The organism is Streptomyces pyxinicus (assembly GCF_024753135.1).
Taxonomy (GTDB): Bacteria; Actinomycetota; Actinomycetes; order Streptomycetales; family Streptomycetaceae; genus Streptomyces; species Streptomyces pyxinicus.
The window spans coordinates 49,515-68,199 of the sequence record NZ_JANUGP010000025.1; the positions used below are offsets into that span (position 1 = coordinate 49,515).

Consider the following 18,685-nt stretch of genomic DNA (forward strand, 5'->3'; position numbering starts at 1 on the left):
CGCTCCCATGCCTCCCGCCCGCGAGGAGTCGCAATGATCGCCCCGGTTCACCGACGGCTTTGTCCGGGGCCCCGGAGGTGGGTTAGCCTGCGACGTATTTCTCTCATCACGCACCTCCGTGAACTGCGGAGATGCACACACCAGTCGTCGGGTCAGGCCGCGTGCCCGGCATTGGTTCCGAGCCCTTGGCGCAAGGGCTCCTGGGGAGCGGAACGAGGGTGCTCATGGCCGGCAAGGCGACCGGGACGACCGACGTGGTCCCGGGTGACCACGAACTGAGAAGACTGCTCGCGGGGCTGACCGCGGTGCGCGACGGGGACTTCGGCACGCGGCTGCCGGACGACGCGACCGGGCTCATGGGCGACATCGCCACCGTCTTCAACGGCATGGTGGACCAGTTGTCCGTGTTCACCTCCGAGGTCACCCGCGTGGCCCGGGAGGTCGGCACCGAGGGCACCCTCGGCGGGCAGGCGCAGGTGCCGGGTGTCTCGGGCACCTGGGCCGATCTGACCGACTCGGTCAACGCGATGGCGGGCAACCTCACCACGCAGGTCCGGGACATCGCCCAGGTCGCCACCGCCGTGGCCAAGGGCGACCTCTCCCAGAAGATCGACGTGCCCGCGCGCGGCGAGATCCTCCAGCTGAAGGAGACCGTCAACACGATGGTCGACCAGCTGTCCGCGTTCGCCGACGAGGTGACACGCGTGGCCAAGGAGGTCGGCACCGAGGGCCGCCTGGGGGGTCAGGCACAGGTTCCCGGAGTCGCCGGTGTCTGGCGTGACCTCACCGACTCGGTGAACTTCATGGCGGGGAACCTGACGGCGCAGGTCCGCAATGTCGCCCAGGTGACGACCGCGGTGGCGCAGGGCGATCTGTCGCAGAAGATCACGGTGGACGCCCGGGGCGAGATCCTGGAGCTGAAGAGCACCATCAACACGATGGTGGACCAGCTCTCGGCGTTCGCGGACGAGGTGACCCGCGTCGCCCGGGAGGTCGGCACCGAGGGCCGGCTCGGCGGCCAGGCAGACGTGAAGGGCGTCAAGGGAACCTGGCGTGACCTCACCGACTCGGTGAACTTCATGGCGGGGAACCTGACGGCGCAGGTCCGCAACGTCGCCCAGGTGGCCACCGCGGTGGCGCAGGGCGATCTGTCGCAGAAGATCACGGTGGACGCCCGGGGCGAGATCCTGGAGCTGAAGAACACCATCAACACGATGGTGGACCAGCTCTCGGCGTTCGCGGACGAGGTCACGCGCGTCGCCCGGGAGGTCGGCACCGACGGCCGGCTCGGCGGCCAGGCGCAGGTGCGGGGAGTCGCCGGCACCTGGAAGGACCTCACCGACAACGTCAACGTGATGGCCTCCAACCTGACCGGCCAGGTCCGGTCCATCGCCCAGGTGGCCACCGCCGTCGCCAAGGGCGACCTCTCGCAGAAGATCATCGTGGAGGCCGAGGGCGAGGTCGCCGCGCTCGCCGACGTCATCAACACCATGGTCGACACCCTGTCCGCGTTCGCGGACGAGGTGACCCGGGTGGCCCGGGAGGTCGGCACCGAGGGCCGGCTCGGCGGCCAGGCGCACGTGCCGCACGTCGCCGGCACCTGGAAGGACCTCACCGACAACGTCAACTCCATGGCCAACAACCTCACTGGCCAGGTGCGCAACATCGCGCAGGTGACGACCGCGGTGGCGCAGGGCGACCTGTCGAAGAAGATCGACGTCGACGCCCGGGGTGAGATCCTGGAGCTGAAGACGACCATCAACACGATGGTGGACCAGCTCTCCGCGTTCGCCGACGAGGTCACCCGTGTCGCCCGGGAAGTCGGCACCGAGGGCCGGCTCGGCGGGCAGGCCGAGGTGGAGGGCGTCTCCGGCACCTGGAAGCGGCTGACCGAGAACGTCAACGAACTCGCCGGCAACCTCACCCGGCAGGTTCGCGCCATCGCCGACGTGGCCAGCGCCGTCGCCGAGGGCGACCTGACCCGGTCGATCACCGTCGACGCCTCCGGTGAGGTCGCCGACCTGAAGGACAACATCAACTCCATGGTGGAGTCGCTGCGCGAGACCACCCGGGCCAACCTGGAACAGGACTGGCTCAAGTCCAACCTCGCCCGGATCTCCGGCCTCATGCAGGGACACCGCGACCTGCCCGTCGTCGCCGAGCTGATCATGGACGAGCTGGTGCCGCAGGTCGCCGCCCAGTACGGCGCCTTCTACCTCGCCGAGGACGCCTCCGGGGGCCCCGAGCTGCGGCTCGTCGGCGCCTACGGCCGGCCCGAGAACGACACCCGGCCCGACCGGCTCAGGTTCGGCCGCTCCCTGGTCGGCCAGGCCGCGCGCAGCCGCCGTACCATCGCGGTGGACGAGCTGCCGGCCGGGTACGTCACCATCTCCTCCGGTCTCGGACACACCGAGCCCACCGCCCTGTTGCTGCTGCCCATCGTGTTCGAGGAGCAGGTGCTCGGCGTCATCGAGCTGGCCGCGGTGACCCCGTTCACGCACGTCCAGCGGGACTTCCTCCAGCAACTCGTCGACACCATCGGCGTCAACGTCAACACCATCGTCGCCAACGCCCGCACCGACGAACTCCTCCAGGAGTCGCAGCGCCTGACCAGCGAACTCCAGTCCCGCTCGGCCGAGTTGCAGGCCCGGCAGGAGGAACTCCAGAGCTCCAACGCGGAACTGGAGGAGAAGGCCTCGCTGCTCGCCGAGCAGAACCGCGACATCGAGGCGAAGAACCTCCAGATCGAGCAGGCCCGGCAGGAACTGGAGGCGCGCGCCCAGCAGTTGTCGCTCGCCTCCAAGTACAAGTCCGAGTTCCTCGCCAACATGAGCCACGAGCTGCGCACCCCGCTCAACAGCCTGCTCATCCTCGCCCAGCTGCTCGCGCAGAACCCCTCCCGCAACCTCACCCCCAAGCAGGTCGAGTACGCGGGCATCATCCACTCGGCAGGCTCCGACCTGCTCCAGCTCATCAACGACATCCTCGACCTGTCCAAGGTCGAGGCCGGCAAGATGGACGTCACCCCCGAGCGGGTGCCGCTGCGCCAGCTCATCGAGTACGTCGAGGCCACCTTCCAGCCGATGACCTCGCAGAAGAGCCTGGACTTCACCATCACCACGGCTCCCGGCGCCCCCGCCGACCTGCTCACCGACGACTCCCGGCTCCGCCAGATCCTGCGCAACCTGCTGTCCAACGCGGTGAAGTTCACCGAACAGGGCGGGGTGGAACTGCGGGTCGAACCGGCCGCCGACGACGAGGTGCCGGCCGGCGTGGTGCGCGGCGGCGCGATCGCGGCCTTCCGGGTGAAGGACACCGGCATCGGCATCCCGGAACAGCAACTGGAGACCATCTTCGGCGCGTTCCAGCAGGCCGACGGCACCACCAGCCGCAAGTACGGCGGCACCGGGCTCGGCCTGTCCATCACGAGGGAGATCGCCCACCTGCTCGGCGGCGCCGTCACCGTCGACAGCATCCCCGGCAAGGGCAGCACCTTCACCCTCTTCCTGCCGGTCGCCCGGCCGGACTTCGAGGAGGCCCTGGGCAGCCCCCGGATCGCCGCGAAGCCCCCGCGCGAACTGCCCACGGGCACCGGCGGGCCCGAGATCACGGCCGGACCGCCGCTGGTCACCGCCAAGCGGCAGCGCGCCCGCCGGCTGCTGGTGGTGGAGGAACGGCCGCGCGGCCTGCTCACCCTCGTCGCCGAGAGCGTGGTCGGCGACCTCGCGCACGGCCAGCCCGAGGCCGGCGGACCGCCCGTCGACATCATCACCGCGGTCGGCGCCCAGGAGGCGGCCGGCGCCCTCGCCGCCGAACCCTGCCACTGCGTGGTCGTCGAACTCGGCATGCCCGAGGGGGAGTCGGCCCGCTTCCTGGAGGCGCTGCGCGGCGACTCCGCCCTCGCCGGCGTCCCCGTCCTGGTGCACGGCACCCAGCGCACCGAGGAGCCGGCCGCCGGCCCGGACGGCACCCTGGAGTACCTGTACAGCCTGGACGAACTGCGCGAGCGGATCGCCCTGCACCTGTCCGCCGAGGAGCCCGGCGAGGTGCTCACCCTCGTCCGCAACGAGGAACCCCAGCGGACGGCACCGCACCTGATCGACGAGCACACCCGGGGCCGTACCGTCCTCGTCGTCGACGACGACGCCCGCAACCTGTTCGCGCTCAGCGGCATCCTCGAACTGCACGGCTTCCGCGTCCTGCACGCGGAGAACGGCCGCAAGGGCATCGAGACGCTGGTGAACAACCCCGACATCGAACTCGTCCTGATGGACGTGATGATGCCGGAGATGGACGGGTACACGGCGACCGCCGAGATCCGCAAGATGCCGCTGTACGCCGACCTCCCGGTCATCGCCGTGACCGCCAAGGCCATGCAGGGCGACCGGGAGAAGAGCCTCGCCTCCGGCGCCAGCGACTACGTCACGAAACCGGTGGACACCCATGACCTCATCGACTGTGTCCGCCGCTGGCTCCCCGCATGAGGACGCCACGGCCGACCTGCCGGTACCCGGGCGGAGGAGTACGCAACCGGTGAACACCCCTGACATCTCCCCGGCATCCACCGGGCAGCCGCCCGACGCGCCCGGCACCCCGGTCGGGCGGCTCGCGGCCACCGTCGAGCGGCTGCGCCGCGAGGTACGCACCGCCCAGGCCGAGGCCGAGGGCCGGGCGCTGATCGAACTGGCCAAGGGCATCCTGGTCGAACGCCTGGGCTGCGGCCCGGCCCAGGCCGCCCGCCAGCTCGCCGAACTGGCCGAGCACGCCCAGGTGACCCCGCTGGAGTTCGCGGTCGACGTCATCAACCAGGCGGCCCGGGACCGGGTCACCGAGGTGACCGAGGCCTTCCTGTCCCTCGCCGCCGACCCGGCCGGGCCGGTGGACGAGTCGGCCGCCGTACGGCTGCGCGCCGCCGAGAGCGGGGTGCTGGCCGCGAGCGACGCCCAGGCGATGGCCGACTCCCTGCTGGAGCACGCCCTCAGGCCGCTCGGCGCGGTCGCCGTCGCCATCTGGGCCCTCGGCCCCGACGGCTCGCTGACCCTCGCCGGCAGCGCGGGCTTCCCGCCGGGCGAGGCCGCCCGCTGGCGCTATGTGCCGCCGGACGTGGCCACCGTCGCCCGGCGCGGCCTGACCCAGCCCGGCGGACAGTGGCTGGCCTCGCTCGCCGCCTCCGGACTGCCCACCCTGGGCCGCCGGGAGTACGCCGAGGGCGCCCGCATCGCCCTGCCCGCAGGCAGAGGCGGCCGGCTCCACGGCGTCCTGGAGATCGCCTGGCCCAAGCCGGAGGAGCCGCTGCCGCGCCCGGTGATCCGGCAGGTCGAGGCGCTCGCCGAACTGTGCGCCCACACCCTGGAGACCACGGCGCTGCCGCCCGGCGCCGGACCCGAGCCCCGGGTGCTGCCCGACGTGGTCGAGCTGATGGACCTGGCGGACGGACTGCACGACCCGGCCCTCGTCCTGGTGCCGCACCTGGACGCGGACGGGCGGCTCGTGGACTTCCGGATCCAGCACGTCAACAGCCGCTTCCTGGACCCGGCGGGCCGCTCGCGCGCCGTCGTCAGCGGCGCCCTGCTGCTGGAGGCCTACCCGATGGCGGCCGGCGCCAGCGAGCTGTTCCAGCGCGTCGAGCGGGTCTACGGCACCGGCGAGCCGTTCCGCGCCCACCGGATGCGGCTCACCGCCCTGGTCGACGAGGTGCCCCTGTCGGCCATCGCGGACATCAGCATCAGCCGGCACGGCGCCGCGGTGCTGCTGATCTGGCGCATCGAGGACGAGTCCGCCCGCCTGGCCAGCCTGCTCCAGCACGCCCAGCGGCTCGGCCGGATCGGCGGCTTCGAGGAGAACCTGCTCACCGGCGAGATCACCTGGAACGGCCAGCTCTTCGACCTGTACGGCCGCCCCGCCACCAGCACCCCGGTCGCGCTGGAGGAACTGGCCGCGCACGCCCACCCCGACGACGCGGTCTCCATCGGCCGCTTCCTGCGCACCCTGGTGCACCACCGCAGGCCCGCGTCCGCCGACTTCCGGCTGCAACGCCCCGACGGCGTGACCCGGCACATGCGCCTGGTCGCCGAACCCGTCCTGGACACCGACGGCCAGCTGCTCGTGCTGCGCGGCGCCTACCAGGACATCTCCGCCCAGCACTGGACCGAGGTCGCGCTCGCCGCCACCCGCGACCAGCTCGCCCACACCGAGCAGCAGGCCGACGAGCGCAACCGGCTGGCCCTGCAGCTCCAGCACGCCATCATGCCGCCCACCCAGGCACCCCTGACCGCGCCCGACCTCCAGGTGGCGGTGCGCTACCGGCCGGCGGAGACCGAGCACCTGGTCGGCGGCGACTGGTACGACGCCGTCCTGCTGCCCTCCGGCCTGGTCCTGCTCTGCGTCGGGGACGTCGCCGGGCACGGCATCGAGGCGGCCACCAGCATGGTCGTCCTGCGCAACGCGCTGCGCGGCCTCGCCGTGACCGGAGCGGGCCCGGGGCAGCTGCTGTCGTGGCTGAACATCGTCGCCCACCATCTGACGGGCGCCGTCACCGCGACCGCCGTCTGCGGCCTGTACGACGGCGAGCGGCGGACCCTGCGCTGGGCCCGGGCCGGCCATCTGCCACCGGTGCTGGTGCGGGACGCGGAGGCCACCGCCCTGCCCACGCTCAAGGGCCTGCTGCTGGGCGCGCTGCCGGAGGCGGAGTACGAGGAGACGGAGGTCCAGCTCGCCGTCGGGGACACCCTGCTGATGTACACCGACGGTCTGATCGAACGCCGGGACCGCTCGGTGGAGGAGTCCCTGTCCCACCTGCTGGAGACGGCGCGCTCGGCGCCCAGGAGGCTGGACCAGCAACTGGACCGGCTGCTCACCTACAGCCGCTCGGACACCGACGACGACACCTGCATCGTCGGCATCCGGGTCGGCTGAGACGCGCGGTCCCGGTCCTCAGCCGGCCGGCGCGCCGGTCAGCGGCACGGTGGCGGTGACCCGCTTGCCCTGTGGCAGCGGGATCACCTCCAGCTCGGTGGCGAGCATCGTCACCAGGTGCAGGCCGTGCCCGCCGACCCGCCGGGGGTCGGGCGGGCGCCGCAGGGGCGGCTCGGCGCTGGTGTCGGTCACGCTGATGCGCACCGCGGAGCCGTCCGGCGTCACTTCCAGCCGCAGCCCGCACGGCCCGGGGGCATGCTTGGCCGCGTTGGTGACGAGTTCGCTGACGGTGAGCTGGGCATCCTGCACCGAGCGACGGTCCGGCGCCGGACGCGCGCGGGAGAGCAGGGCCGCCACGGCGTCTCTCGCGTCCCCGATACCGGTCACGCCGGTGTCCCAGGTGCGGCTGTAGCGCAGCGCCGGGGGACGGTGCGGTGCCGTCGCCTGCTTGGTGAGCGGGATGTCCATACCTCGTGCCCTTTTCCTCCGGGGTCAGGGTCCCTTCCTGTGCACACGGGGGGTTCGTGGCCGTCCTCGCTCCGGCTACCCCCTGGACCGTCGATCAAGGGGACGTCCGCGAGGATTCCTCCGGTTGCACGGGAACTCGAACCGGCGGTACGGGGTCCGGCGGCGGTGCGCCGCGCGATGTCGCCCGTACACAGCGGAACGGGTCCGGGAAATCAGCTTCCGCTGCATTTCCCGGACCCGTTCGCAATCCGGCGGACAATTCAGTGCTTGAAGGTGTCCTTGGCCTTCTCCTTGGCCTGGCGGGCGTCACCGCGCGCGCCTTCCATACGGCCCTCGGCCTCCATGCGCTCATTTCCTACGGTGCGGCCCGCGGCCTCCTTGGCCTTGCCCTTGGCCTGCTCCACCTTGCCCTTGGCCTTCTGGTCGCCTGCCATCGGGTTTCACATCCCAACGTCGTCGTGGTCATCGTTCCACCATTCGACTTGCCGTCCTCGCGCCGCCCAAACGCAGTGGCGGAAATGACTCCGGGAAGAGCGGGCCCGCCTCACGTCAGCCGACGGGTCGTCCGGGTAGCGGCCCCGGGCGATGGAATTCTCCCGTGTGTCGAACGAGTAGGGGTGCCCGGTGCGGGCGTCGGCGCCGACGAGCCCGCCGTCGGCCAGCATCGAGGCGTACTCGGCGCTCCGGGAATCGACGTTGAGGTCACCCGCGAGCAGTACCTCCTCGTCCGCCGGGATGTTCTTCGCGTCGAGGAAGGCGTCGATCGCCTTGAACTGCCGGCTGCGGTCCCGCGCCGCCTCGCCCGCGGCGCACCCCGAGTCGGTGGACTGCGTGTGCGTGCCGACGACGTGCACCTTGACGCCGCCGACGTTCAGCACGACGTAGGCGAACCCCTTGTTCGACCACCAGTCCGAGCCGCACGCGTCCTGGTAGACGTACTGCTCCTGGTGCACGATCGGCCACTTGCTCAGCACGGTGACCCCGCCGTCCTCCGGCGTGGTCGACGCGTACGCCCCACCGGTCGCGTCCCAGCCGGTGCGACCGCGCCCCACCAACGGCGTCTGGTACGGGTACCGGTCCGCCTTCGGTATCTCGGCGGCCCGGGGCTCCGGCTCATCAGGAACGTGTTGTACGTCAGTACCCTGAGCGCCGGCGTGGGAAGGGCGAGTGCCGCGGCGGGCAGGGCGACGGCGGGCACGGCGGCCGCGAGGGCGCGGAGTGGCGCCGCACATCAAACCATCCGGGATTACCCGCAGGTAACACCGAGGAGCGCCCAGGGGAGGGGGAGGGGAAGAGAAGCGGAGGCCCGAAGACTCCCCCAGCACTTGGCCGAACCGGGGGAGCCCCGCACCGTCGGCCCCGCAGGTCCGGCGGTCCGTCTCGCGGGGCGGGCCCGCTGACCGTCGAGTACCACGGCACCGCCGGATCGCACCTACGGGATCCGCCCGGTGGGTTCCCGGGCAGGCGCCGGACGCCGGTGCGGGGCGGTCGGGGTGTCCCGTACGGGCAGCCGAGTGACGGGTCTGGCGGCCAGGGGTCTCCCGTAGGGGCGGCCGAGTGACGGTCCGCGGCCGGGGTCAGCGCTCGTGGCGGCGCCGCAGCAGGTGCCGGGTCACGAGGGCGGCCAGGAGGGCGGCCACGGATGCGACGACGTAGAGCTGGTAGTGCTTGATCTCGTCGTAGACGGTCGTGATGTGGTCGCCCGCCAGATAGGCCAGCGTCGCCCAGACGCCGACCCACAGGGCGGCGCCGAGGGCGTTGAAGGCGAGGAAGCGGCGCCAGCGCATGCCCGAGGTGCCGGCGATGATGCCGTTGGCCTGGCGCAGCCCCTCCACGAACCGGGCCACGGTGACGATCTTGCCGCCGTGCCGGCCGAAGAACGCCTCGGCCGCCGCGAACCGCTTCGGCGTCAGGAAGACGTACCGGCCCCAGCGGTGCACGAAGGCGCGCCCGCCGGCCCGGCCGACCAGATAGCCGATGTTGTCGCCGACGACCGCCGCGGCGAACGCGACGGCCGCCACGGCCACGATGTCCAGCCGTCCCGCGCCCGCGTACACCCCGGCCGCGAGCAGGATCGTCTCGCCGGGCGCGGGCACCCCGAAGTCCTCGACGAGGACCACGGCACCCACGGCCCAGTAGCCGTAGTGGCCGAGCAGCGGCGCCAAGTGCTCCAGCGGTCCCGGCAGCGGAGTGGACATGCCCCCACGGTACGGCGGCCGGATCAGGGCAGGCCGACCGTGTCCTCCTCGCGCAGCACGGCCTCACCGTCGCCGGCCGGTACGGCCCGACGGGTACGCCGGCCGGTCAGGCGCCGCGCGAGCGGCTCGGTGTAGCGGGCGGTGAGCGGGCCGAGAACGACCAGGATCAGCACGTACGCCGTGGCCAGCGGACCGAGGTCGGAGTCGACGCCGGAGGTGACGGCGAGCCCGGCGATGACGATGGAGAACTCGCCGCGCGCCACCAGGGTGCCGCCGGCCCGCCAGCGGCCCTTGGCCGAGATCCCGGCGCGGCGGGCCGCCCAGTAACCGGTGGCGATCTTGGTGAGCGCGGTGACGACGGCCAGCGCCAGCGCGGGCAGCAGGACCGGCGGGATGCTCGCGGGGTCGGTGTGCAGCCCGAAGAAGACGAAGAACACCGCCGCGAACAGGTCGCGCAGCGGGGCCAGCAGGTTGTGGGCGCCCTCGGCGACCTCCCCGGACAGCGCGATGCCGACCAGGAACGCGCCGACCGCCGCCGACACCTGGAGCTGCTGCGCGACCCCGGCGACCAGCAGGGTCAGGCCGAGCACCACCAGCAGCAGCTTCTCGGGGTCGTCGGAGGAGACGAAGCGGGAGATGTGGCGGCCGTAGCGCACCGCCAGCAGCAGGACCAGGCCGGCCACGCCGAGCGCGATGGCCAGCGTGACGCTGCCGGCGGCGAGCCCGGTCCCGGCCAGCAGTGCCGTGACGACCGGCAGGTAGACCGCCATCGACAGGTCCTCCAGCACCAGGATGCTGAGGATCACCGGGGTCTCGCGGTTGCCGATCCGGCCGAGGTCGCCGAGCACCTTGGCGATGACACCGGAGGAGGAGATCCAGGTGATGCCGGCCAGGACGACGGCCGCGATCGGCCCCCAGCCCAGCAGCAGCGCCGCCACGGCACCGGGCAGCGCGTTGAGGGTGGCGTCGACGATGCCGGCCGGGTACTGCGTCCTGAGGTTGGAGACCAGGTCGCTGGCCGTGTACTCCAGGCCCAGCATGAGCAGCAGCAGGACGACGCCGATCTCGGCGCCGATCGCGACGAACTCCTCGCTGGCGCCGAGCGGCAGCAGCCCGCCCTCGCCGAAGGCCAGGCCGGCGAGCAGATACAGCGGGATGGGGGAGAAGCTCAGCCGGGCGGCGAGCCGGCCCAGCAGGCCGAGGCCCAGGATGATGGCGCCGAACTCGATGAGGAAGACTGCGGAGGAATGCATCCGCGTCACTCCCGGCCGAGTATCGCGGCGGCGGCGTCGACGCCCTCGCGGGTGCCGATCACGATGAGGGTGTCCCCGCCGGCCAGCCGGAAGTCGGGGCCGGGGGACGGGATGGCTTCCGCCCGGCGCAGCACGGCCACGATGGACACGCCCGTCTCGGTGCGCATCCGGGTCTCTCCGAGCAGCCGGCCGTTCCAGTGGGAGGCCGCGGACAGCTTGATCCGCTCGGCGACCAGGCCCAGTTCCGTCGTGGACAGCAGGGTGGGACTGTGGTGCGTCGGCTTGAGCACGTCTACCAGCGCCTCCGCCTCCCCGCCGGTGAGCCGCAGCGACAGCGCGCAGGCGTCGGGGTCGTCGCCCCGGTAGGCGCTGAGGGTGCGTGACCCGTCCCGGTGCGCCACCACCGACAGACGGCGGTCCTCGCGCGTGGTGAGGTCGTAACGGACGCCGATCCCCGGCAACGGCGTACTACTCGTGCGCACGGCACCCATGGCCGCCCCCCTGCCCGACTTGAAGGTTTCTTGGTGGAACCATTACCGGAACCCTACCGTGCGGAAAACCTAGGGACCGGTGGGGTCGGTGCCCTCGTCGTCGGCGGCGTCGGGCTGGCAGCTGCGGCACAGTTCGTGCGCGCCGTCGCGGGTGACGACGGTTCCCCAGCCGAGGCACTGCTCGCAGTCGCGGGCCGCCGTCAGGTCGGGGTGGGGAGGGAGAAGGGGGCTGCGGTGGGCTCCGTGCGCCATGCGGAGAGCGGCTCCTCGAAGTCGCGGGCGAATGCACCAATTATGTCCGACTTTTGCCTTATGTCCAGAGGTGCAAGCCACTCGGTGCCGCACTTCCGCGGCACCGAGTGCCATGCTCACCCCAGGGTGCCGAGCCGGGCCTCGCGCCACAGGTCGACGCCGCCGTCGGTGGCGTGCTTGTCGATCTCGGCCAGCTCCTCGGCACTGAAGTCCGTGTTCTCCAGCGCGGCCACGTTCTGCTCCAGCTGCTCGACCCGGGAGGCCCCGATGACCAGCGAGGTCACCCGCTCGTCGCGCAGCGCCCAGGCCAGTGCGAGCTGGGCGAGGCTCTGCCCGCGGCGGGCCGCGACCTCGTTCAGCGCGCGCAGCCGCCCGCGCATGTCGTCCGTCAGCCACGCCGGGTCGAAGGACGTGCCTTGCGCCGCCCGGGAGTCCTCCGGCACACCTTCCAGATAGCGCCCGGTCAGCAGCCCCTGGGCGAGCGCGGTGAACCCGATGACCCCGAAGCCCTCCTCCTCGGCCGCGTCCAGCAGTCCGTCGGTCTCGATCCAGCGGTTGAGCATGCTGTACGACGGCTGGTGGATCAGCAGCGGCGTGCCCAGCTCCCGCAGGATCGCCGCGGCCTGCCGGGTGCGCTCGGCGTCGTAGGAGGAGATGCCGACGTACAGCGCCTTGCCCTGGCATACTGCGGTGTCGAGCGCGCCCATCGTCTCCTCCAGCGGCGTGCTCGCGTCGAGACGGTGGGAGTAGAAGACGTCCACGTAGTCCACGCCCAGCCGGCGCAGCGACTGGTCCAGTGAGGCCAGCACGTACTTGCGCGAGCCGCCGCCCTGCCCGTAGGGGCCGGGCCACATGTCCCAGCCGGCCTTGGTGGAGATCACCAGCTCGTCCCGGTAGGGAGCCAGGTCCTGCCGCAGCAGCCGGCCGAAGTTCTCCTCGGCCGAGCCGTAGGGCGGCCCGTAGTTGTTGGCCAGGTCGTGGTGGGTGATCCCGAGGTCGAAGGCGCGCAGGGCGATCTCGCGCTGCGTCTCGAAGGGGCGGTCGTCGCCGAAGTTGTGCCAGTAGCCCAGCGACAGGACGGGCAGGTCCAGTCCCGAGCGGCCGGTGCGCCGGTAGCGCATGGTGCCGTCGTAGCGAGCGGGGTCCGCGACGTACGTCATCTGGTTCTTCTCCGGGAGGTGCCGTAGGGGTGCCCGTACGGGTGCGCGCGGGCCTTTCCAGCCTCCGCCGCGTGCGGGCGCAAGTCCAACCGTCACCGTGGATGGGATTGTGCCGTTCCGTTTCTGAATCGGCCGCCGGGGCAGGCGGTGATCAGTGGTACGAGAGATACGGAGGCCCTCGTGAGCGGTACGACACCCGAGGGAGAACAGCAGACCAGGCACCGGGTACCCGGTGCCGTCGGGCGCCTGCCGCGCCAGGTCCGCGAAGAACTGACCCGCAGGCTGCGGCGCAACCGCCGGGCCTTCGGCAAGGACGACGTCCAGGTCGTCGAACCCCCGCTGCTGCGGCGTGCCGTGGGCGCGTCCGCGCTCGGGAACTGCATGGAGTGGTTCGACTTCGGCGTCTACAGTTACCTCGCCGCCACCATCGGCAAGGTCTTCTTCCCGGGCGCCTCCCCGGCCGCCCAGCTCATCTCGTCCTTCGCGACCTTCGCCGCCGCCTTCGTCGTGCGGCCCCTCGGCGGACTGGTGTTCGGGCCGCTCGGCGACCGGATCGGCCGGCAGAAGGTGCTCGCCACCACCATGATCATGATGGCGGCCGGCACCTTCGCCATCGGCTTGATCCCCAGCTACGCGACGATCGGCATCGCCGCGCCGGTGCTGCTCCTGCTGGCCCGGATGGTCCAGGGCTTCTCCACCGGCGGCGAGTACGGCGGCGCCACCACGTTCGTCGCCGAGTACTCGCCCGACCGCCGGCGTGGATTCCTCTCCAGCTGGCTCGACTTCGGCACCTTCGTCGGGTACGCGCTCGGCTCGGCGCTGGTCACCGTGCTCAACCTGGCGCTGACGGACGGCCAGATGCTCTCCTGGGGCTGGCGCATCCCCTTCCTGATCGCCGGTCCGCTCGGGGCCATCGGCCTCTACATGCGGCTCAAGCTGGAGGAGTCCCCGGCCTTCCAGCAGCAGCTGGACGAGCACGAGAAGAGCCTCGCGCAGGAGTCGGCGGGCAGCGAGTTCAAGGACATCGTCCGCAAGCACTGGCGTCCGCTGCTCATCTGCATGGGTCTGGTGCTGCTCTACAACGTCACCAACTACATGGTCACCGGCTACCTGCCGACCTATCAGACCGAGACCCTCAACCGCTCCAGCGGATCGGCCGACGTCCTGGTGCTCATCGGCATGGTGTGGATCGTCGTGCTCATCACGTTCATCGGCCGGCTCAGTGACCGGGTCGGGCGGCGGCCCGTCTACGGCGTCGCCGCCGCCGCGATGATCGTACTCGCCGTACCGTCCTTCCTGCTGATCAAGGCGCACGGCACCTGGCTGCCGATCCTCGGCGTGCTGCTGCTGTCCACGCTGCTCGCCTGCTTCGCGGCGCCCAGCGCGGCGACCCTGCCCGCGCTCTTCCCGACCGCCGTGCGGTACGCGGCCATGGGCATCGGCTTCAACATCGCCGTCGCCGCGTTCGGCGGCACCACACCGCTGGTCACCACCGCGCTGGTCGACGCCACCGGGAACGACCTGATGCCCGCCTACTACCTGATGCTGGCCGGTGTCATCGGCCTGGTGACCGTCAAGTTCCTCCCCGAGAGCGCCCAGGTGCCGCTCAAGGGCTCGCAGCCGATGGTCGGCTCGCGCGAGGAGCGGCGCGAACTCATCAGCACCTCGAAGGAGTTGTACGCCCTCGCGAAGCGGCGGGAGGAGGCGCGGCACCACTGACCGCACCGGCCGCTGTCCGATCCCACGAACTTCTCGCGTGCCGGGTTACCGGTCCGTCCCGGCTCTGATAGGAAACTTTCCTACCAGTGTCGGTACGGACCAACCACCCGCCCCCCACACTCCCCTGGAGCCCCCGTGGCGCACGCAGACCGCGACACAGCAGCCCCCGCACCCCTCTCCCGCCGCTCGGCCGTCGCCGCGCTCGGCGTCATCGTCGTCGGCGCCTTCTTCACCGGCCGGCGTGCCATCGCCGCACCGGCGGCGGCACCGGGCCTGGACGACCCGGCGAAGAAGGAGACGGCGATGAAGCTCGTGTCGAGCGCGGAGAACTCCTCGCTCGACTGGAAGGCTCAGTACCGGTACATCGAGGACATCGGCGATGGCCGCGGCTACACCGCCGGCATCATCGGCTTCTGCTCCGGCACCGGCGACATGCTCGACCTGGTCCAGCTCTACGCCGACCGCAGGCCGGGCAACGTCCTCGCCCGGTACCTGCCCGCCCTGCGCGAGGTGAACGGCACCGACTCCCACACCGGGCTCGACCCCGACTACCCCGGGGACTGGCGCAGGGCCGCTGAGGACACCGCCTTCCAGCAGGCCCAGAACGACGAACGGGACCGCGTCTACTTCAACCCCGCCGTCGCCCGGGGCAAGACCGACGGACTGCGCGCGCTCGGCCAGTTCGCCTACTACGACGCCCTCGTCATGCACGGCGACGGCGACGACCCCACCAGCTTCCGCGGCATCCGGGCCCGCGCCCTGCGCACCGCCAGGCCACCGGCCCAGGGCGGCGGCGAGACGGCGTACCTCAACGCCTTCCTGGACGCCCGGGTGTGGGCGATGAGGCAGGAGGAGGCACACAGCGACACCAGCCGCGTCGACACCGCCCAGCGGGTCTTCCTGCGCGACGGCAACCTCGACCTGAACACTCCGCTGGACTGGAAGGTGTACGGCGACAGCTACCACCTCGGCTGAGCGGGCGACCAGGACCCGGGAAGCGCGCGGGAAGACCGCAGCCCTGGATCACCGGGCGGGGCGCACTCGCATGGCACCGGCCTGACGAGGAAAGATGGACGGTGAGTGTTCGAACTGACGATGCGGAGGAGCGGACTCATGCCGCACGAGCGAGCCGGCCGGCCGGCCGGTCCCGAGGACCTTGTCGACGTGGCCCGGCTGGTCACGGCGTACTACGCGCTGCACCCGGACCCGGCCGATCCGGGACAGCGGGTGGCGTTCGGCACCTCCGGGCACCGGGGCTCGTCCCTGGCGACGGCCTTCAACGAGGACCACATCGCCGCCACCAGCCAGGCCATCTGCGAGTACCGCGCGGAACAGGGCACCGACGGCCCGCTGTTCCTCGGCGCCGACACACACGCGCTGTCGGAGCCCGCGAGGACCACCGCGCTGGAGGTGTTCGCGGCCAACGGGGTCCACGTCCTGGTCGACAGCGAGGACGGCTACACGCCCACCCCCGCCGTCTCACACGCGATCCTCGCCCACAACCGGGGCCGCGCCGGCCACCGCGCGGACGGCGTGGTCGTCACCCCCTCGCACAACCCGCCCGCCGACGGCGGCTTCAAGTACAACCCGCCGAGCGGCGGCCCCGCGGCCTCCGACGCCACCTCCTGGATCCAGGACCGCGCCAACCAGATCATCGCCGGCGGTCTGAAGGACGTACGCCGGGTGCCCTACGCCCGCGCGCTCGCCGCCGACACGACCGGCCGCTACGATTTCCTCGGCAGCTACGTCGCCGACCTGCCGAGCGTGCTGGACCTCGACGCGATCCGCGCCGCCGGGGTGCGCATCGGCGCCGATCCGCTCGGCGGCGCCTCGGTGGCCTACTGGGGCCGGATCGCCGAGCAGCACGGCATCGACCTCACGGTGGTCAACCCGCGCACCGACCCGACCTGGCGGTTCATGACGCTGGACTGGGACGGCCAGATCCGGATGGACTGTTCCTCGCCCTACGCGATGGCCTCCCTGATCGAGCAGCGCGACCGGTTCCGCATCGCCACCGGCAACGACGCCGACGCCGACCGGCACGGCATCGTCACCCCGGACGCCGGCCTGATGAACCCCAACCACTACCTGGCCGTCGCCATCTCCTACCTCTTCCGGCACCGCGAGCAGTGGCCGCAGGCGGCGGGCGTCGGCAAGACCCTGGTGTCCTCCACGATGATCGACCGGGTCGCCGCCGACCTCGGCCGCCGGCTGGTCGAGGTGCCGGTCGGCTTCAAGTGGTTCGTGGACGGACTGGTCACCGGCGACCTCGGGTTCGGCGGCGAGGAGTCGGCCGGCGCGTCCTTCCTGCGCCGGGACGGCTCGGTGTGGACCACCGACAAGGACGGGATCATCCTGGCCCTGCTCGCCTCGGAGATCACGGCCGTCACCGACCGCACGCCCTCGGAGCACTACGCCGATCTGACCGAGCGCTTCGGCGCCCCCGCCTACGCCCGCATCGACGCTCCCGCCACCCGCGAGGAGAAGGCGCTGCTCGGCAAGCTGTCCCCGGCGCAGGTCACCGCCGACACCCTGGCCGGCGAGGCCGTCACCGCCGTCCTCACCGAGGCGCCCGGCAACGGCGCGGCCATCGGCGGCATCAAGGTCAGCACCGAGAACGCCTGGTTCGCCGCCCGGCCCTCCGGCACCGAGGACGTCTACAAGGTGTACGCCGAGTCCTTCCTCGGCGCCGACCACCTGGCCCGGGTGCAGGAGGAGGCCCAGGCGGTGGTGTCGGCGGCGCTCGGCGGCTGACACCCGGTCACGGCGGCCTCCGTCACAGGAGTGCGGGGAGGCCGCCGTCCGGTCAGCGGTGGTGCCCGCGCCCCCGGTCCAGCACCGCCCGAGCCATGGCCGCCTCGCCGGTGGCGTTGGGGTGGGCCGGGGCGGCGGGCGCGGCCGGCTGGAGCGGCTCGATCCAGCGGTCACCGGGCGCCTTGCACATGTCGTGGCCGACCGTCGGGCCGTAGGTGTCGACGTAGTCGGCGCGGTTCACCCCGGCCACCAGGCGCAGCATCAGGTTCAGCCGCTTCTCGGTGTCGCGCAGGTAGGGGAAGTCGCCCCGGGCGAACGGGACTTGCGGGAAGCATCCGCTGCCGTCGTCGGGCAGCAGGTCCGGGTAGCCGACGACGACCACCCGGGCGTGCGGGGCGCGGGCGCGTACGGCCCGCAGCACCCGGTCGACCTTCGGCGCGGTCCGCGCGATCGTCCGGGTCAGCTCGTCGTACCCGGACGCCTGGTACGAGCGCTCGCAGGGGTTGCCCGCCGGGTCCCGCGCGGCGAGTCCGGCGCAGGTGGCGATGATCGTGCCGAAGCCGACGTCGTTGCCGCCGATCTGCACCGTCACCAGGTCCGTGTTCCTGCGCAGCGCGTCGAGCTGCGGGCCGTTGCCGCCCTGTGCCCGCCACATCTCCGCTGTCGTGGCGCCGCCGCAGCTGACGTCCGTGAACGACGTCGCGCGGCGCCGGTCCGCCACCAGGGAGGGGTAGTTGTGGTCCGAGCGGGCGCAGCCGGCGTCCACCTGGGTGGGTATGCCGGGGCCCGAGGTGTAGGAGTCGCCGAGTGCCACGTACGCGAGCCGGTGCCCGGGTCCGCCGGAGTGCGCGGCGGCCGGTACGGCGGAGGCGGCGACGAGCGCGCAGCCGCCCAGCGCCGCCCCGAGTGCGCGGGCCCGCCGCCGGCGTCCCGCCGTACCCGCCGCACCTGTCTCGTCCGCCATGGATCCTCCCCCTTGAGGCCGGTACAGCACCACGCGGGCCGCACCGGTGAGCGGTGCGCACGCGTTCGACTGCGCCTGTATACCGCCCGGCGGACCGCGCCGACCAGAAGCGGGAGGGGACGAGTTGGGGGAGGGGAGGGCTCAGTGAACCGGGACGGGCGCGCTCGCCGACGGTGCCGGGATCTCGGCCCGCAGCAGCGAGTCGTCCTCGGGACGGGCGCCGGAGAGGCGGTGCCGGGCGGCGATCAGGGCCATGTCGACGTCCTTGGTGCCGGTGGCCACACACAGCGTGTAGGAGATGTCCGCGAGCCGCTGCCGCGCCTGCGAGGTGCTCTCCTCGGCGCCGAGCAGCGTCAGGGCCTCGTACTGGGCGATGAGGTCCTGGAGTACCGCGGGGTGTGCCATCAGCATGCGTGCCGCCTTCGGAGAGGACGTGGGACGGGTGAGGTCGGGGCCCGCATACCCCTGCCCGTCACCCACATGCCCCATTGATCGTGCGGATTCGCGGGCC

Annotated in this window: 14 protein-coding genes and 1 pseudogene; 5 read left to right on the forward strand and 10 right to left on the reverse strand. The window is 72.1% G+C overall.

Annotated features, from left to right (window positions below; genetic code table 11):
- The first annotated feature begins 224 nt into the window (after positions 1-224).
- Both NX794_RS26975 and NX794_RS26980 read left to right on the forward strand, forming a co-directional pair.
- Positions 225-4,484, forward strand: coding sequence for a HAMP domain-containing protein (locus tag NX794_RS26975; protein ID WP_258781634.1), 4,260 nt, complete (start codon positions 225-227; stop codon positions 4,482-4,484).
- A complete protein-coding gene (locus NX794_RS26980; RefSeq protein WP_258781635.1) occupies positions 4,444-6,915 on the forward strand; it encodes a SpoIIE family protein phosphatase in 2,472 nt (823 codons plus the stop codon). The genes NX794_RS26975 and NX794_RS26980 overlap by 41 nt, the downstream gene beginning before the upstream one ends.
- An 18-nt stretch (positions 6,916-6,933) precedes the next feature.
- Here NX794_RS26980 and NX794_RS26985 read toward each other — a convergent pair whose 3' ends face one another.
- From NX794_RS26985 to mgrA, 8 genes and pseudogenes are all read right to left on the reverse strand, one after another.
- Positions 6,934-7,383: an ATP-binding protein gene (locus NX794_RS26985; RefSeq protein WP_258781637.1), complete on the reverse strand. Its 450-nt coding sequence runs from the start codon at positions 7,381-7,383 to the stop codon at positions 6,934-6,936.
- Positions 7,384-7,643: 260 nt separating this feature from the next.
- Complete coding sequence (locus NX794_RS26990; protein ID WP_258781639.1) at positions 7,644-7,817, reverse strand: CsbD family protein; 174 nt, start codon at positions 7,815-7,817, stop codon at positions 7,644-7,646.
- A 6-nt stretch (positions 7,818-7,823) separates the two neighbouring features.
- Positions 7,824-8,596, reverse strand: a pseudogene (locus tag NX794_RS26995) (endonuclease/exonuclease/phosphatase family protein); the annotation flags it as partial.
- A 364-nt stretch (positions 8,597-8,960) separates the two neighbouring features.
- Entirely contained in the window at positions 8,961-9,581 is a 621-nt protein-coding gene (locus NX794_RS27000) for a DedA family protein (protein ID WP_258781640.1), read from the reverse strand.
- A gap of 23 nt (positions 9,582-9,604) precedes the next feature.
- Positions 9,605-10,834, reverse strand: coding sequence for a cation:proton antiporter (locus tag NX794_RS27005; protein WP_258781642.1), 1,230 nt, complete (start codon positions 10,832-10,834; stop codon positions 9,605-9,607).
- Between the two features lie 5 nt (positions 10,835-10,839).
- Positions 10,840-11,325: a cation:proton antiporter regulatory subunit gene (locus NX794_RS27010; protein ID WP_258781643.1), complete on the reverse strand. Its 486-nt coding sequence runs from the start codon at positions 11,323-11,325 to the stop codon at positions 10,840-10,842.
- A 69-nt stretch (positions 11,326-11,394) separates the two neighbouring features.
- Positions 11,395-11,577, reverse strand: coding sequence for a hypothetical protein (locus NX794_RS27015; protein WP_258781645.1), 183 nt, complete (start codon positions 11,575-11,577; stop codon positions 11,395-11,397).
- Between the two features lie 116 nt (positions 11,578-11,693).
- Positions 11,694-12,737: an L-glyceraldehyde 3-phosphate reductase gene (gene mgrA, locus NX794_RS27020; protein WP_258781646.1), complete on the reverse strand. Its 1,044-nt coding sequence runs from the start codon at positions 12,735-12,737 to the stop codon at positions 11,694-11,696.
- A gap of 180 nt (positions 12,738-12,917) precedes the next feature.
- Between mgrA and proP the strand changes: the two genes are divergently transcribed.
- From proP to pgm, 3 genes are all read left to right on the forward strand, one after another.
- Positions 12,918-14,456, forward strand: a complete 1,539-nt coding sequence (gene proP, locus NX794_RS27025) for a glycine betaine/L-proline transporter ProP (protein ID WP_428985965.1) — start codon at positions 12,918-12,920, stop codon at positions 14,454-14,456.
- Positions 14,457-14,591: 135 nt separating this feature from the next.
- Positions 14,592-15,431, forward strand: coding sequence for a chitosanase (locus NX794_RS27030; protein WP_258781648.1), 840 nt, complete (start codon positions 14,592-14,594; stop codon positions 15,429-15,431).
- A 138-nt stretch (positions 15,432-15,569) separates the two neighbouring features.
- Positions 15,570-17,210, forward strand: coding sequence for a phosphoglucomutase (alpha-D-glucose-1,6-bisphosphate-dependent) (gene pgm, locus NX794_RS27035; RefSeq protein ID WP_258781649.1), 1,641 nt, complete (start codon positions 15,570-15,572; stop codon positions 17,208-17,210).
- 52 nt (positions 17,211-17,262) lie between these two features.
- On the opposite strand, the gene NX794_RS27040 is transcribed toward pgm, so the two are convergent.
- Both NX794_RS27040 and NX794_RS27045 read right to left on the reverse strand, forming a co-directional pair.
- Positions 17,263-18,174 (reverse strand): SGNH/GDSL hydrolase family protein, encoded by a 912-nt coding sequence (locus tag NX794_RS27040; protein WP_258781650.1) that lies wholly within the window; start codon positions 18,172-18,174, stop codon positions 17,263-17,265.
- Positions 18,175-18,315: 141 nt separating this feature from the next.
- Positions 18,316-18,585 carry a DUF5133 domain-containing protein gene (locus NX794_RS27045; RefSeq protein WP_258781651.1) on the reverse strand — a complete coding sequence of 90 codons (270 nt, stop codon included), beginning with the start codon at positions 18,583-18,585 and terminating at the stop codon, positions 18,316-18,318.
- Between the last annotated feature and the right edge of the window lie 100 nt (positions 18,586-18,685).